This window comes from Clostridium yunnanense (assembly GCF_016595795.1).
GTDB classification, from domain to species: Bacteria; Bacillota; Clostridia; order Clostridiales; family Clostridiaceae; genus Clostridium_AR; species Clostridium_AR yunnanense.
In genome coordinates, this window is sequence record NZ_JAENHN010000053.1 from 13,336 (window position 1) to 30,426 (window position 17,091).

15 protein-coding genes and 1 other annotated feature are annotated in these 17,091 nt (G+C 31.9%); of the genes, 4 read left to right on the forward strand and 11 right to left on the reverse strand.

Annotated features, from left to right (window positions below; translation table 11 throughout):
• Positions 1-278 precede the first annotated feature (278 nt).
• Both JHL18_RS19640 and JHL18_RS19645 read right to left on the reverse strand, forming a co-directional pair.
• The gene (locus tag JHL18_RS19640) at positions 279-1,046 is read right to left on the reverse strand and encodes an SDR family NAD(P)-dependent oxidoreductase (RefSeq protein ID WP_200272391.1); all 768 of its coding nucleotides are present in this window, start codon (positions 1,044-1,046) and stop codon (positions 279-281) included.
• A gap of 109 nt (positions 1,047-1,155) precedes the next feature.
• A complete protein-coding gene (locus JHL18_RS19645) occupies positions 1,156-2,250 on the reverse strand; it encodes an MBL fold metallo-hydrolase (RefSeq protein ID WP_200272393.1) in 1,095 nt (364 codons plus the stop codon).
• A gap of 397 nt (positions 2,251-2,647) precedes the next feature.
• Here JHL18_RS19645 and JHL18_RS19650 point away from each other — a divergent pair, with 397 nt between their 5' ends.
• Positions 2,648-4,018: a metallophosphoesterase gene (locus JHL18_RS19650; RefSeq protein ID WP_200272395.1), complete on the forward strand. Its 1,371-nt coding sequence runs from the start codon at positions 2,648-2,650 to the stop codon at positions 4,016-4,018.
• A 135-nt stretch (positions 4,019-4,153) separates the two neighbouring features.
• On the opposite strand, the gene JHL18_RS19655 is transcribed toward JHL18_RS19650, so the two are convergent.
• Together JHL18_RS19655 and JHL18_RS19660 are read right to left on the reverse strand one after the other, a co-directional pair.
• Entirely contained in the window at positions 4,154-4,840 is a 687-nt protein-coding gene (locus JHL18_RS19655; RefSeq protein ID WP_200272397.1) for a hypothetical protein, read from the reverse strand.
• A gap of 151 nt (positions 4,841-4,991) precedes the next feature.
• Positions 4,992-5,792 carry an EFR1 family ferrodoxin gene (locus JHL18_RS19660; RefSeq protein WP_200272399.1) on the reverse strand — a complete coding sequence of 267 codons (801 nt, stop codon included), beginning with the start codon at positions 5,790-5,792 and terminating at the stop codon, positions 4,992-4,994.
• A 217-nt stretch (positions 5,793-6,009) separates the two neighbouring features.
• Between JHL18_RS19660 and JHL18_RS19665 the strand changes: the two genes are divergently transcribed.
• The gene (locus JHL18_RS19665; protein WP_200272401.1) at positions 6,010-6,555 is read left to right on the forward strand and encodes a MarR family winged helix-turn-helix transcriptional regulator; all 546 of its coding nucleotides are present in this window, start codon (positions 6,010-6,012) and stop codon (positions 6,553-6,555) included.
• 160 nt (positions 6,556-6,715) lie between these two features.
• Here JHL18_RS19665 and JHL18_RS19670 read toward each other — a convergent pair whose 3' ends face one another.
• The 6 genes from JHL18_RS19670 to JHL18_RS19695 form a co-directional block, all read right to left on the reverse strand.
• Positions 6,716-7,735: a DUF4179 domain-containing protein gene (locus JHL18_RS19670; RefSeq protein WP_200272403.1), complete on the reverse strand. Its 1,020-nt coding sequence runs from the start codon at positions 7,733-7,735 to the stop codon at positions 6,716-6,718.
• 1 nt (position 7,736) lies between these two features.
• A complete protein-coding gene (locus JHL18_RS19675) occupies positions 7,737-8,261 on the reverse strand; it encodes an RNA polymerase sigma factor (protein WP_200272405.1) in 525 nt (174 codons plus the stop codon).
• A 334-nt stretch (positions 8,262-8,595) separates the two neighbouring features.
• Positions 8,596-10,365, reverse strand: coding sequence for an alanine--tRNA ligase (locus JHL18_RS19680; protein WP_200272407.1), 1,770 nt, complete (start codon positions 10,363-10,365; stop codon positions 8,596-8,598).
• A 56-nt stretch (positions 10,366-10,421) separates the two neighbouring features.
• Positions 10,422-10,679: a binding site (T-box leader), on the reverse strand.
• Positions 10,680-10,898: 219 nt separating this feature from the next.
• Entirely contained in the window at positions 10,899-11,702 is an 804-nt protein-coding gene (locus tag JHL18_RS19685; protein ID WP_338025490.1) for a DMT family transporter, read from the reverse strand.
• Between the two features lie 367 nt (positions 11,703-12,069).
• The gene (locus tag JHL18_RS19690; RefSeq protein WP_200272411.1) at positions 12,070-13,452 is read right to left on the reverse strand and encodes a DUF4179 domain-containing protein; all 1,383 of its coding nucleotides are present in this window, start codon (positions 13,450-13,452) and stop codon (positions 12,070-12,072) included.
• Between the two features lie 13 nt (positions 13,453-13,465).
• Positions 13,466-13,993, reverse strand: a complete 528-nt coding sequence (locus JHL18_RS19695; protein WP_243278026.1) for an RNA polymerase sigma factor — start codon at positions 13,991-13,993, stop codon at positions 13,466-13,468.
• Between the two features lie 290 nt (positions 13,994-14,283).
• On the opposite strand from JHL18_RS19695, the gene JHL18_RS19700 reads away from it, so the two are divergent.
• Both JHL18_RS19700 and JHL18_RS19705 read left to right on the forward strand, forming a co-directional pair.
• Positions 14,284-15,831 carry a DNRLRE domain-containing protein gene (locus JHL18_RS19700; protein WP_200272415.1) on the forward strand — a complete coding sequence of 516 codons (1,548 nt, stop codon included), beginning with the start codon at positions 14,284-14,286 and terminating at the stop codon, positions 15,829-15,831.
• Positions 15,832-15,922: 91 nt separating this feature from the next.
• On the forward strand, positions 15,923-16,207 hold the full coding sequence (locus JHL18_RS19705; RefSeq protein WP_200272417.1) for a DUF4183 domain-containing protein: 285 nt from the start codon (positions 15,923-15,925) through the stop codon (positions 16,205-16,207).
• 291 nt (positions 16,208-16,498) lie between these two features.
• Here JHL18_RS19705 and JHL18_RS19710 read toward each other — a convergent pair whose 3' ends face one another.
• The gene (locus JHL18_RS19710; RefSeq protein ID WP_200272419.1) at positions 16,499-16,744 is read right to left on the reverse strand and encodes a hypothetical protein; all 246 of its coding nucleotides are present in this window, start codon (positions 16,742-16,744) and stop codon (positions 16,499-16,501) included.
• Positions 16,745-17,091 lie beyond the last annotated feature (347 nt).

The following is a 17,091-nucleotide window of genomic DNA, read 5'->3' on the forward strand; positions in this document are numbered from 1 at the left end:
GAAAGTTGTATTGCAACAATAATATTATCTCTAAAGGAGTCGAATGTATTCTCATATTAAATAATATTGGTTTATCTTTACATGAAATATATTTATATTCATAGTTTTTTGTTATAGCAGTAGAGCTGATTAGTTTTTATTTTGTAATAAAAAACTAATCAGCTCTATTTTAAATTCAGGTGCTATTAAAGCTATGTTGAAATTTGGTGCATATCAAGCATATGCTTTAAAAACAATTAATTGAAATTATATTATTAAACATAACCTTAATCTATTCTTTACTTTTCTTTATGAACCACTCCAGCAGTAGCTTGATGAGTTGGTGTTACTGTCACTTCACATATTTGTACATGTGCAGGTACAGAAGCAGTATAAAGTATTACATCCGCTATATCTCCAGCTGTTAACGGCTCAATACCTTTATAAACAGCATCTGCCTTTTCTTGATCCCCATGGAATCTAATTACACTAAAGTTTGTCTCTACCATACCAGGTTGTATGTTTGTTACTTTTATAGGAGTGTCAACTACATCCATTCTCAAACCGTCGCTGATAAATTTTACTGCAGCCTTTGTAGCACAATAAACAGTGCCTCCTGGATATGCAACTATTCCAGCAGTAGATCCTATATTAATTACATGACCTCTTCCATTTTCAATCATGATTGGAACTACTTTTCTTGTAAGGTATAGAAGACCTTTGATATTAGTATCTATCATAACATCAAAATCATCAACACTCTCTTCATGAACCTTTTCAAGACCTTGAGCAAGACCTGCGTTGTTAACTAATATATCTATATTTCTTAAATTTTCAGGCATACTTTTAAAGACTCTGTCAATGCCTTCCTTATCACGAACATCTAATTTATATGTGTGAACTTCAGCTTGATACTTTTTCACTAATTGATTTTTTAAATTATCAAGCTTCTCTATATTCCTTGCACAAAGAACAAGAATAGCTCCTTCTTTTGCAAATCTTATTGCTGCAGCTTCACCTATACCACTACTAGCTCCACTTATAAAAACTATTTTATCTTTTAACATTTTTACACCTCTTCTTTAACTTGTTTCTTCCAAAACTTGATTATGATAAGATATTCATAATAGTAACCGTTAAATTTTATTTTAATTATATGTGGAAAAAATTGCAATCCTAATAATCCCACCATGCCGAAAATTGATTTTTTAGATCTGATTCTAATATTACAGTTTCACCAACTTTAGGTGCTATTAAATTAACACCTGATTTTTTTGCCTCGTCTATTGCTCTCTCAACAGGTTCTTTCCATCCATGAAAAGCTAAGGTAAAAGCTCCCCAATGCATTAGCATCATATTTTTGCCCTTTACATTTAAATGAGCTTGAACAGCTTCTTCTGGCATCATATGCATAGAGGACCAACGTCTATCATATTGAGCTCCTTCTATTAATGTAATATCAAAAGGACCGTATTTGTCTCCTATTTTATTAAAATGTTCACCATATCCACCATCTCCACTAGTATAAAAACTTGTGTTTTTACCGAAAATAGCCCAGCCTCCCCACAAAGTTGTGTTTCTGTTAAAAACCCCTCTGCCAGAAAAATGTTTAGAAGGAAGTAAAGCAACCGGAATATCTTGAAGTCTTCCTTCCTGCCACCAATTAAGCTCAGTGATTTTTTCTTTCTGAACACCCCATCGTACCAAATGAGCACCTACCCCTAAAGGTACAAAAAAACATCCAACCTTGTTCTTTAATTTGATTATAGACTGGTAATCTAAATGATCGTAATGATCGTGAGTTATAAAAACAGCATCAATAAATGGCATTTCATCAAAGATACGAGCCATATTTTCACTATATTTATATCTCTTACTCCCCGCAAAAGACACTGGAGAAGCAACTTTGCCTAGCATAGGATCTAAAAGCAGCTTTTTGTTATCTATACTAAGTAAAAAAGCTGAATGTCCAAACCAAGTTAAGCTATCTTTTTCACTTTTAATCTTTTCCCAATCAACAGCAGACACTGGAATTTCACTAGCAGGATTTCGTTCATTATTATCTTTTATAGAATCTCTAATCATAGAAAAGATATCAGACACTCCCATAATCATTTCTGTTTCATTCTCATTAACGAATTTTCCATTGACATAGTTATCAAACTGCTTGTAAAGTTCTTTATTGGGTCTTCCACCGAAAACTGGATTTAAGTTTATAAACAAGGTCACAACTATACATAATAAAATTAGAAAAACAAATAGATATATCATGTTTGTTAAGATCCTTTCTGACCATTTTACCACCTAAGGTTATTTATATAATTTTTTAAATATATTTCTTTTTATGTCAGTATATCAATGTATATAAAAAAAGTATAGGAGAACGCCCATTACAATATAATATATTTTTTAGAATATTGAAGCCCTACATAAATTCATTTGATTTTTGTTTACTGCAACTATATAATGAGTTCCGTAGTATATTAGTGAACAAGCAACACTAAATACCACTTATCATTAAGTACAAGAATTTTATTAAAATTATATAAAGAGTTCCTATATCGAAACTTAATTTATACTTGTTTGAAAATCCCGGCTTCTGGGGATTTTCAGGCATGTATAAATTAATAGTTGAGTTCGGAACTCTACAAATGAGGATGGAAATTTTATGCGTATCTCAAAAATATACAAGGCAGTAATATTAATTTCTTTTATGTTTCTTTTAGTAAGCTGCGACAGTTCATCAATGAAACTAAAAGAAGATTATAAAATTAAATCAGGTAAAGATATAAATTTTTATATCACTACTGACTTACACTATTTATCTAAAAGTCTTACGGATAATGGAGATGCTTTTAATAAATTTGTTTCTTCTGGTGACGGTAAAGATCTTCAATATATTGATGCTATAACAGAGGCATTTACCTCTAATATTGAAAGCAAAAAACCTGATGTACTCATTATTAGTGGTGATTTGACTACTAACGGAGAAAAAGAAAGCCATGTTGATCTGGCAAAAAAATTAAAGACTATCGAAGAAAATGGTACTTCTGTATACGTAATACCTGGTAATCATGATATTTTAAACCCTTATGCTAGAGGATTTAAAGGGGATAAGCAATTTGTCACTGACAATATAACTGATAAAGATTTCAGCAAAATCTATTCCAATTTTGGATATAGTGAAGCAATATCAAGAGATGAGGATACATTAAGTTATCTTGCTACACCAACTGAAGATGTATGGCTTTTAATGCTCGATACTAATAAATATAAGAGCAATATCAGTATAGGTGCTCCACAGTTAGGTGGCGAGCTCACTCATAAAACCTTAAACTGGATAAAAAAATGTAGTGAATTGGCTAAAGAAAAAGGTGCAACAATAATAACGGTAATGCACCATAATATACTAGATCACAGCGATGTGGTACGTAAAGGCTTTACTTTAGATAACAATGAGGAAGCTCTTAAGATATTTAAGGAAAATAAATTAGATTTAGTTTTAAGCGGTCATATTCACATCCAAGACATAGCTTCTGACAATAAGGACAATCCAGAGCTTTATGATATTGCTACAAACTCCTTGGCTGCATACCCCCACCAATATGGAATTCTTAAATATTCATCTAAAGATGAAAGTTTTACATATAGTACTGCTAAAGTAAATGTAGCACAATGGACAAAGGATAACGGAATAAAAGATGACAAGCTTAATAACTTTGATAAGTACTCAGAAGATTATTTTGGAAACTTTGCTTATAATATGATTTCTAAACACTTTACTGTAACAGATAACTACTCAGATGCCGAGATAAGATTAATGTCTGAAACTATGAAAACCTTAAATCTAAGATATTTTGCAGGAACTGAAAATTTGAATTCTAATGATGTTATAAACTCTGAAGGATTTAAAATCTTGACTAATTCCTCGGAAGATTTCTTTAAGAGTTATGTTCAAAGTATATCTAGTGACAAAGATACTGATGATAACAATCTCTATTTTAAAATTCATAATGAAGCTTCTAAAGCTAAAAAGTAATTCTATGATTGATTCTTATATAAATTGCAGTGTGAAAGCCGCTAAAGAGTGTAACTTTAGCGGCTTTTTCTTATCTATCTTTGCAGATGCATATGAGTAAAATATATTAAAACTTCCCATTCTTAAAGAACTTTTCTAACTTTTAATATAATTTAATAATTCTTTTGGATCCTTCAAAGGTCCTATAGGGCCAGCTGAAGTAGGCGTAAAAATAGCCATCTTGCTATATTGACCGTCTAACGGAAATACTATAGTGTTGTATACTAATTTAAGATCAGACTTATTATCTTTTCCATACTTCCAGTTCATAGTTATCTTATTTGTATATATAAATTCTACAACATTATTGCTTTTTTCCTGTTTTTCTATATCTCTACTGCTTATAGCAGTTTTATAAATATCATTTGCGCTTGTAATTCTTGCTTTTACTAGCTTTACTATCTTATCAAACTTCTTGTTCTTTTTATCTATAACTGTTTGTTTTCCTTTATTATAGTATACAATCTTATCTGGCACCTTAATTAAATCTTCTGCATCACTAGTTCCAGTTGTAGTATTTACTTTAGGGGTTGTTGGTGCATTTACTTTATTGTCAGTTGTATTATTTACTTTAGTGTCTGTTGCATTGTCCTTTTTAGTATCAGTTGCAGTATCAGTTGTATTATCAGCTTTCGTTTCTGCCGTCTTATCATTCTGGCTTGTACTATTATTAGACGAAGTGTTATCTTTTGAAGTTTTTGCGCTACATCCATAAACAGTAAAGATCATCATGCAAATTAGAACAGAAATAATTGCCTTTGTTTTTATAATACTTTTATTCATATCAGTTCTCTCCTCACTTACTATACTCATATAACACAGAAATTTACTTATCCCTATTTAAATGAGTTTTGTTAAAATTTTACAAAATATTACCCTCCAATTACGATAACAATATTTTGCTATTATGTCAACCTTCATAATATCAATTAATTTATTCAAACTTTTTATAAAACAATTCCTTTGCTTTTATTTGCGGATGATGGTAACGTTCTATTCCTATAGTTCTCTTATTATACTGGATAGCTTCTTTAGGACACCATTGTAAACATCCAAAACAAAGTTGGCAATTATCTTGTTTCCATTTTGGCCTTCCATCCTTCATCCCAATGTTCTGTGCTGGACAAATCCTACTACAGGTTGCACAATTGATACATCTTTCATTAGCATAAAAACCTTTATCTAAAGAACCAGTAGATTTATAAGCACCATTATAAATCATACGTTCAAAAATATTTTTAATTTTTTTATGTTTATGTGGAATTAATTCTGCTTTTCTAATACTTTCTGCAATAATAGGAATTCTAATAGTCTCTTCTTGAAAAAGTCGTTTTTTCTCATCATTAGTTGTCAAATGATCTTTTTCAGGCACGTTATGAGGCATTCTTATATCAAAACATGCAGCTAAAGAATGTCCTTTTTCTGCTATGAGCTTTTGAATTTGTTCAAACACAATTCCAATACCCTTAGGATCTCCATGATTAGAAATAACAAATATATATGGTGATTTTTTTCTAATATCTAACTGTTTTATAAATTGATCTACTAATTTAGGTATTCCACTAAAAATCGTAGGTACTACAAACCCAATATTATCTGCATCCGTAAATAACTTCTGTGATAGCCATTCTTGTCTGATTTGTATTAATTCAGTGTTATCGAGGTGTTGTGATAAATCTTTTGAAACCTTCAAACTGTTGCCTGTACCTGTGAAGTAGTAAATTATTGTATTCATAAAAATTATTCCTTTCATTAGCATGTCAGCTTTAAAAATAGTTTCCTCGAAACAATAATATCAATCTGCTTTATCCTTGTCAATATAGTTTCTAAGAAACTATATTTTATGTTATACTATTACTGTATTTTTTAATTACTGAATTTACATAAAAAATATAAGACTGTGTCAGTTAGACCCCTAATCTATTTTTAAAACTATTAAGGAGGATTTAAACATGACTAACTTCTCTGATAATAATAAATACTCAAATAACAATGAAAATAAAGAAGTTCTTATAAAAGAAGTAACAAGACAGTTTTCAAGCACAGTAGCAAGACATGCTTCAGAAGAAGATGACGAAAAAAAATGGTTGTTAGAACATTGTAACAGTCCAGTAAAGCTTGAAATTCTCCAAGAAATTTCAGTTATAGGACTGCATGTATTAGATGCAATAGGACGATTTGAGCCAGTGAATAGCATAACTATTTCTAAAGAAACTGCAATTCCTAAGGGCACAGTCTCCAAGACTATAAAGAAACTTATTTCAAAAAAACTTATTGTTAAAAAGCCTCTACCTAACAATAAAAAGGAGAGCATTTTTCATATAACTCCTCTAGGTAAAGAACTTTTTGAGTTACATGATGCTTTACATAAACAAATGGATTCAGCAATCAACAACTTCTTAAAAAAATATGATGATGACGAGTTACAGTTTCTTATCCGTTTTCTTAGAGATTTTCAAGAGCTGACTTGGTCAAGTGAAGAAAGTGAAAAAAAATAAGGTGTCCTTATGAACACCTTATTTTTAAGAAATCTCCTCAAACTTCAAAATATTTATATTTTAGGAAGCTGTGGAAAAGCTATTATTTTTCACAGCCTCATTCAGTTGCATTACTTTAATCACTAAGTTACATATAAAAACTTCCTGTATAGTAGCAATCTTATTTCGCTTTTTTTAAAGTAACAAACTCATCCTTACCATCTATACTCTCTACCTTAAGTTTTAGCTCATCTAAATCATCAAAAGAAGTTGCATCAAATTTCGTATTTACAAGAACCTTACCATCTGGCTGGTTCTCCATTGAAGTCGAACCAGATATTGTATACTCTTTATCGTTACTTCCAATTAGTTTCGCTCTATTTACTATATGTTCCTGTCCATTATTTTTGGCTCTGAATTTAACTACCATTCCTGTAGGAAAAGCTTCTGCGCTTATAACCTCTAATTTATTATTGTTATCTATCGGTTTATATTTGATAGTTTTTACATCTATAAATTTTGTTTCCACTGGTATATTTAATTGCCAGCTCCCGTTAATTCTCTTCTCCGTTCCATTATATTTTCCTAAGCATATAGTACTAATCTCTATATGTAAATTCTTACTTTTAGGAATATTTCCTTCTATTGAATCCAACACTATAGAAACCGTAGTTTCTCCGGAATCTTTTTTACTTAAGTCTGAATTTTCAGTTCCTCCCATATTTTTCAATATAGATTTACCATTTTCATCTTTTAAAGCCAAAGTAACCATTATATTATCCTTGTCTTTTATAACACTAGCATCCTTAAAGTTTAACTTTAAGTTAATGGCTAGTTTATTTGAATCAACAACTATATCTGTAGCTTCTATCCTAATAGCGCTTGATTCAGAGAAAATATTTGAAAGCTTTTGCATATAGTTATTATCAACAGCTCTTTGAACTCCTTTGTCACCATATCCAAATAAAAACTCTTTGACTGCAGCAAAAACTGGCTTATAGGAAGATATCCCCACAACAAGTAAAAGAACTGCCGCAACTGCTGAAAATCTTTTCCTTAATCTATTTTTCTTTGCTTTAGCTTCTCTTTCCTTTTGTCTTATGATTTCAAAAGAAGTATTAATTTTATTCATCACTCCTTCTGGAATGTTTTCATCTTCATTTAGTATTATTTTTATTTGATTATCTAAGAAGTTATCCATTTTACTCAACCTCCCTATAATTTATCAAATGATTTTTCAATATATTTCTAGCTCTAGAAAGTCTAGATTTAATAGTTCCCTCACTTTGATTAAGAATTTGTCCTATTTCTTTAGTTGTAAATCCGCTTACATAATACAAGTTAAGTGTAGTTTTATAATCCTTTGATAAATGATTAATTGCCTCTTCAATATCTATCTTATCTATAGCTGCTTCATTACTCAAAGAATTAATTTCTGCAGAATTATCAAGAGTTTCTAAGTAAACTACCTTGTTACCTTTTTTATAGATGTCATTACATTTATTTATCAATATCCTTACTACCCAAGTTTTAAAAAACTCCACGTTCTTTAAATCACCTATATTCTCAAAGGCACTGATAATTGTCTCTTGAACAGCATCCCCTATATCATCCTCAGAATCAAGCCTAGTCTTAGCTATTTTATAAAGCTGGGGCAAGATGCAATTGATGGCTTCAATAAAAGCCTCACTATTACCATTTTGTGCTTTTAATGTCAATTTCTCCATAAATTCCTCCCGTGAAGAGCTATATCAATATGCGCATACTGAATTTTCCTTACACATATTAGACAAAGCAACCATGAAAATAGTTGCATATATTTCTTTGAAATCAATAACTTTTTAATACCTCTTTTTAATCCTACAGTATTTTCAAAACTCTTGACCACTTATTTGCTTGGCTTTTTTTAATATAGCAGTTATTTTACATACAACCTCTTGCAAGATTTATTTTCTTATCCATATTCAAGAATAAACTTAGCTGTCACAACAAAAAAAATTGCTAATGTGATTTCATTAGCAATTTTTAAACACCTCACTTTTTAAACCAAGCAAGCTTTCACTATCCAATCGTAGCTTTAATTCTTCTTACTCCTGAAGATGAGCTTTCTTCCTTCAATATCTTGAAGCTCTTAAGCTCTGCTGTGTTTGAAGCATGTGGCCCTCCACATATTTCTTTGGAGTATCCAGGAATGGTATATACCTTTACAATCTCGCCATACTTACTCTCAAAAACTCCAATAGCTCCATCTGACTTTGCTTGTTCTACGGTTTGTTCAGTGCACATAACATCTATTCCTTTTTCTATAGCCTCATTCACTATTTTTTCTACCTGCTCTAACTCTTCCTTGGTCATCTTTCTATCAAAAGAAAAATCAAACCTCAGCCTTTCTGAGTTAATATTGCTTCCTCTTTGGTATACACTGTCTCCAAGTACTTTTCGAAGTGCAGCATTTAGCAGATGCGTAGCTGTATGAAGTTTAGTTGTCCTCTCACTATTATCTGCAAGTCCTCCTTTGAACTTTTCAGCTGCACCTTTTCTAGACTTTTCTTGATGCTCCTTAAACTTTTGTTCAAATGCAGGCATATCTACATTTATCTTTCGTTCTGAAGCAAGTTCAACAGTAAATTCGATTGGAAATCCAAAGGTATCATATAATTTGAAAGCTAAATCTCCACTTAATCTATTGCCCTCTTCTAATTTAGAGAAATATTTCTCAGCCATCTTTAATCCGCTATCGAGAGTTTTTGAGAATAATAAATACTCCTTTTCAAGTTGTTCTAAAATAAAAGCTTTATTTGTGAACAGTTCTGAATATGTTTCACCATAATTCTCAACGACTACTTCTGCAATATCACAAACGATATTTCTATTTACACCAAGTTTTTTAACGAGCCTAATAGTACGTCTTATAATTCTTCTTAAAATATATCCCTGCTCTGAATTCGATGGTACAATCCTTTTGAAATCTCCTAAAATAAAGGTTGCAGCCCTCATATGATCACTGATTATTCTATAAATCTCTTTATTCTCTTCTGTATATTTAGTATCTGTAATATCTTCTATCTTATTTATAATTGGTTGAAACAAGTCGGTTTCATACACATTCTTAAAATTATTAATAACCGTTAATATACGTTCTAATCCCATTCCAGTATCTACATTCTTCTGTAAAAGTTCAGAATATGTTCCATCCTCATTCTTATTGTACTCCATGAAAACATTATTCCAAATCTCTACATACTTTCCACAACTACAAGCAGGCCCACAATCTTCTCCACACTTTTCTTTACCCATATCATAGAAGATTTCTGTATCAGGTCCACATGGTCCAGTTTTTCCTGCTGGTCCCCACCAATTCTCACTTCTACCATAAAAATAGATTTGCTCTTTCTTAAGCCCATTTCTCATCCACAGCTCTGCAGCTTCATTATCCCTTGCTACTACAGAATCCCCCTCAAATACGGTAACTGCAAGTCTTTCCACTGGTATATTTAAATACTCTGTAAGAAATATATAACTCATCGTAATGGACTCTTCTTTGAAATAATCTCCGAGAGACCAATTTCCTAACATCTCAAAGAACGTTAGATGTGTATCATCCCCTACTTCATCAATATCCCCCGTTCGTATACACTTTTGAACATCCACTAAACGCTTTCCTTCAGGGTGCTTTTCTCCTAAAAGATACGGAACCAGTGGATGCATACCAGCTGTAGTAAACAGTACCGTTGGGTCATTTTCAGGAAGTAATGACGCTGAACCTATCTCTTTATGACCTCTTTTTTCAAAAAACTCTACATACATTTTTCTCAATTCATTTGCTTTCATTTTAACTCTCCTTTACTTTTAGAAATCAAAAAAGCCCTAAGCTGAATAAACTTTCAGCCTAGGGCGAACTATACAATCCGTGTTACCACCTAAATTCAGAGATTAACTCTGCACTCTGCAAGTACGAGGTGCTCAAAGTGCAACCTGATACTAGTTTCCTTTTAACGGTAGAAAATCCGAAGAAGCCTACTAAGATCTCTCTTTTCGGTTCACAGCTCAGAGACTGCTTCAATATAGCTTTCGTGAAGATTTCCACCTACCTCTTCTCTCTGTAACTACAGCTTATATCTACTATCTCTCATCATAGCTTTTAAATCTTAGGTTATATTAAAATTACCACAGTAGGAAACTAATGTCAATACATTAAAACTAAATTACTATAAAAAATAATCCCTCTTATATATTATCTTTATTAAACACCTATTAAATTTATAAAACACTTCAAAATATATATTAAGTTAATAATTTCAAATAATAGTCATATTAAATCCCAGTTCTTAATTAACTCTTCAATATATTAATATGATATACACCTATTCAATTGCACTTTGCTTTTCTATATTGTATACACCTAGTAATATTATTATGGTACCAATTAATTGAACCACTCCTATTTCCTCCTTGAATATAAGAAAACCGGATACGATGGCCGTAGGCACTTCTAAGTTACCAATGACAGAGGTATTAAAAGATCCAATAAGTTTTATAGAGTAATAAAATAACATGAGCGGTAAAAAAGCACATAACAAAGACAATATCATTATATAAATATAAGCCTTTATCGGCAGATTTAACTCTAAGCCCTTAGTAGGCAATCTATATATACAAAGAAAAATCAAAGAAAATAGCATAGAATAAAATGTTAAACTTATTGAATTAATATCCTTAAGTTTTTTAGAGGAGTACACATTCATAAATCCAAAACATGCCGCTGCTAAAATACCATAAACTATACCTGTAGTTGAATATGAAAAAGGTAAAATTCCAATAACCATTGTACAGCCAATAAAAATGGCAATAAGTAAAATAAAGCTCTTAATAGTAAACTTATTCTTTTCAAAAAATACCGAATATAAATAAATAAAAATTGGTGATGTATACAAAAGTACTGTAGCTATCCCTACAGGCAGATAGTAAAATGACTTATAATAAAACACTGTCATAAAGCAATCCCCTAATACACCGAGTACCATAAGCCTTAAAAAATCTGTCCTCCCTACTTTTAATATTTTAATGTTATATATTGATAGTGGGACAAACAGTAAAATCACAACAAATGTATATTGTAAGATAATGAGATCAATTGAGTCTATATTAAAAGAAAATATAAGCTTAATAAGAACTCCTGCAAGTCCAAATAAAATGGCTGAAAGTATAGCGGTAATGTAGCCAAGTTTCATAAGTGTAAACCTACTTTCTATGAATTAATTTTATCAATAGTAATAAAGAAACTCTAAATTAAAATTAAGTTATGTCGCCTTTAATAAATTAACATAAAGTAAGTTCAGTATCAAGTTAATACCTTAATAATCTAAGAACAATATAAAGAGTTTGTTTTATTAGTAAAATCAAAACCAATAAATATAACCGGCTTCCATATATCATATGTTCTAATCACAGCTATATTTTTAGATTTATGCTACCATCTACCGTTAATCACATAAAAGCCACTATATACTAAGATGTATATAGCGGCTTTCATAATTATTTTAAATCAATTTTTATAGCTTGATCTTTAAGTAAGTCTATATCTTGCTTTTCAGTAAAGGTTCCAATCTTTGATATTTTCGAAAAATCCACGTTTTTATTTTCGAAAGTTAAGGTCTGAGTGAACTCTCCAGTTTTTCTATCAACTGCTGTAGTATATCCATTTTGCCCAAGGTCAACCTCGTTTCCTTTACTATCATATAAATAGAATCCCGGGTCCCACATTTGAACCCCTTCATTATGGTAATTAATCCTTATTACGTTCTTAACAAACTCAATCTTATCAACAACTCTACTTCCAGCGTTATTTGTTTTAAATGATATAGGAACCTTTTGTATATCTACCTTCTCAATAGTAGCATCTGCTTCTTTTTCAGTAAACTTTATAGGAATTAAGGTTATATATTTCGTATCAACATTTCCTTTTACGAATTCAAAGGAATTTGTTGCTTTACCATTTATACTTCCTATCATATCAGTGTTTAATACGTCTAAATTATTATCCTTATCGTCAAAGATGGCAAATGTATCAAATAATCTGTCACCTGAGGTTCTTTCGCTTATAACTATTTGATTTCCAAAAGGTGAAATAGATACTTTATCTATTGTAATATTTGGTTTATAGTCTCCTAAATCAATAACTTTCTGTATATTTGGCTTTACTGTTTTTGTTTCAATAGAGATATCAGATTTGTCTACACTGGTTGCAACTTCCCATTTTCCTTTTGTTCTAAAGATCTCATCTGTTGATATTTCAAGATTAAACTTATTAGGCAAGTCTATTTGAGATACATTAACTCTCCACATTCCTTTTAAGCCCTTATCGCCTTGAAAATAAGCATCCATATTATTATTGTTAGAACATTTTATCTCTTTACCATTTATATTAACATTTATAAAAGGTGTGTATAAAAGAGCGCCAAAAAGCTTAGCTTCTTGCTCAGTAGTAAACATTTTTATGTCATTTTTACTTTCTATAGTATAGAAAACATTAATAAAATTATCGTCCGTCGCTATATTATTTACCGTAAACTTTATGTCTTTGTCTACAGAGGAAACCCCTACTGCCTTATTAAATTTTTCAAAACTACTTTTATCACTAATGTACTTTGTATCTTTTGAGCTATCAAAATAAGCTACTATTCCTCCCACCATATTTCTAATTACTGGATTTGTGCTTGCAAAAACAGTAGTTCCAGAAATGGTAGCTACTAAGGCAGCTATCATAGCTACTTTTGTTATAGGTCTCTTATATCTTCTATTATCAACTAAATTATCAAGGGTATCATTAATGCTTGCATCTAACTTCCCTGATATATAACATGTATCTTCTTTTGCCTTTTTCTTTAGCAACATATCAAAATCATCTAATTTATTCATAACTATCACTCCTTTAACTATTCTCCATCATAGTCTTAAGTTTTCCTTTTGCCCTACTTAATCTAGATTTCACAGTCCCAATAGAAATGTTTAAAATCTCACTTATATCCTTTATACTTATATCATCATAGTAGAACAGAATAATTACACTCTTAAACTCATCCTGTAATTGATTAACATAAACCATAAGACTATCCTCAGCCTTATCTTCATATGTCCCTTCATAAGCAGTAAAGTCTTCTATAAGTTCAACCTTCTTATGTTTCTTTATTATGCTATAACATTCATTAACAAGTATTTTCATAACCCAAAGCTTAAAGCTGTCCACTTTTTTTAGTTTATGTCTATTTGAATATGCTTTAATTATGGCCTCGCTTATAGCATCTTGAACATCTGCCTCATTTTTCAATATGCTTTTTGATAACCTATATAAGGGCACCTTATTTTCTTGTATGAGATATACAAAAGTATCCTTATCAAGTATCTTAGAATTAATTACTTCTATTTTTGAGTTTAAAGTAGTACTACTTTTTAATTCCAAGTTCATCACCTCCATACATATGATAGATATTTTATAAGTCATAAAGGTTCCCGAGTATTAAATTTATAAATAAAATTAGATTTCCAACGATCCTTAAGCTATTAAAAATCATTTTATCACCTATGTTAATCCATATAAAACAACTATTATTCTAAATAATTTTAAAATCGTTTAGAAATTTGAACAAAACTAGCAAGTTCCACATATCATACAATAGAGAGATTTTATAATTATTTGATTGTATAATATAAAATTTAATATATATTAATCTTTTGAGAGGATGATTTAAAATGCCGGTGATCGAACAAATACCAACCGGGGATACTTTTATTACCAATTCACATCCTAATACTAACTTTGGAAATGTTGGTGCTTTATTGGTTGGTAAATCTATCTATACTAAGCATATCTATAGAAGTTTACTAATCTTCAATACTCCACAGATACCAGCTGGAGATATATTAACAACTGCATATCTTCGACTCTATGTCTACAGAAAAGATGGATTTAGAGTTCAAAAGGTTAATATCTATAGAGTTACTGATAGTTTTAGTGCCGATACAGTTACCTACTGCACTCAACCAAGAATTTCCAAAACATCCATCAGTTATTATGTTTCAAATGATTCATTAAATAATTATATTGATATTGATGTTACAGAATTAGTTATAGGATGGATAAATGGTAATTTCATAAATTATGGACTTGAATTAATTAGTGAAGAGATCTTGAGTGGATTATTAGGTTTTTATAGCAGTAATTTTTCTATTAAGACCTTAGCTCCAAAGTTAATTGTTAACTATATATCATCAAGTTCTGGAGGAGTTACTGGCGCTACTGGTGCAACCGGAGCCACTGGTGTAACTGGTCCTACTGGGGATACTGGAGTCACTGGTGCTACTGGCCCTACTGGGGATACTGGAGCCACTGGGGATACTGGAGCCACTGGTGCTACCGGCCCTACCGGGGATACTGGAGTCACTGGTGCTACCGGCCCTACTGGGGATACTGGAGCCACTGGTGCTACCGGTCCTACTGGGGATACTGGAGTCACTGGTGCTACCGGTCCTACTGGTGCTACTGGTGCTACCGGTCCTACTGGGGATACTGGAGTCACTGGTGCTACCGGCCCTACCGGGGATACTGGAGTCACTGGTGCTACCGGCCCTACCGGGGATACTGGAGTCACTGGTGCTACCGGCCCTACCGGGGATACTGGAGTCACTGGTGCTACTGGCCCTACTGGGGATACTGGAGTCACTGGTGCTACTGGCCCTACTGGGGATACTGGAGTCACTGGTGCTACTGGCCCTACTGGGGATACTGGTGCTACCGGTCCTACTGGTGCTACTGGAGTCACTGGTGCTACCGGCCCTACCGGGGATACTGGAGTCACTGGTGCTACCGGCCCTACCGGGGATACTGGAGTCACTGGTGCTACTGGCCCTACTGGGGATACTGGAGCCACTGGTCCTACTGGTGCTACCGGCCCTACTGGAGTCACTGGTGCTACTGGTCCTACTGGGCCACCCCCAGAAATAGCCATTCTCCCTTCAGCCAATAGATATTATTATATTGCAGAATCAGATTTATCTTCATCAGACCCAATAAACATTCCGGCTACCTCCTTCAAAGATGATTTTGGGAATTCTATTTCATCTTTTTCAGCGCTTGGCCTTAACAGCTATACTAACTTATTCATAAACGGAATATTACAAATGGGACAAATATACAGCATAACTTCAAATGCATTGACTTTGAATACAGAAGGCTCTACAATTTACGAAGGTACCCCATTAATTGTTGAAATTATTCAATTTTCTTCTTCAGTTTCTTAATTAATTGTGTAAATATTTTTCTTTCATTAGTAACTAATTAGTAACTAATTAGTGACTAATGAATATACTGATAAAGAAAGGGGGCGAAAAAATGCCAATAACAACACCATATCAAAACAGCAGAAGATTCGCTTCTACAATTGGTGCTGGTACAGGAACAGGAGCAACATTTGCAATTGCTGCCACAGCTTTTACAAATGATGCTGGCACTGCAGCTACAGCATTTCCAGGCGCATTCAGCTACTACAATCTGTTCATCAATGGAATACTTCAAACAGCTGATACCTCTTCTGTAACTATTACTGCCATAACTATTCCTGGCGGCGATGCATTAGATGCTGGTACTCCAATTATTGTCCAATTTGTAGTAAGCTAGTATATTATCATTTATATTAAATTTTTTTATCAAATAAAATTTGTTGCTGCAATGTAGCACTTTTTATCATATACCTTTTGAAACACAGAGACTCACCACGTTTTACCGTGGCGAGTCTCATATTTTACCAAAAACACATCATAAATAAACTAAAATACATACTCTCTAAATTTTTTCTATATTAACTACAAAAGCCTTTATTCAGAAAAATTGGTTTCTGTTCAATACAGAAACCAATTGTCACATCATAGCACTTTTCTCACCTTATTTAAGATAGCTACTCCTTTACTACTAAACTTTTTTATCTAATATCAAACCGTGCCCAACATCACCATACATTAACACTGTTTTAACTTCTTCTACATAACTCTTATGAGCCATATAGTCCTCTTCATCTTTATCTTCAGCAGCTTTACCATCCTTGTTATGCCACTGTTTCTTCTTTTTAGAGAGAAGATTCCTAAACTTATAATCTTTCTGTATGACACGGACTTTAGATACTGAAATGATTCGTTCTACTTTCTTTTCATCAGCCATACATGAAAACTCCTTCCCTGGATATTCAGTTGAGTGTTTCTATTATAATTATCGTAGGAAAAATATATATACATAGGCCATTTCTAAATAAAATATATAAATTTAGTAAACTATCATTAATAGTTAAAACAGTTTCTAATATATTTTTAATACGTACAGGTGGTATATCTTCTTCTGAACAGATATACCACTTCATAGTTATATTTATTTACGTATTTCTTTTGATCTCAAATCTTTAAACCCATCCAATATCAATGTATAAGCTAAAAATCACTTATTCAATATCGAAGAGCTTAAAGAGTATACTGGTTAACCATAAATTTATTATTCTATATACTCAAATATAG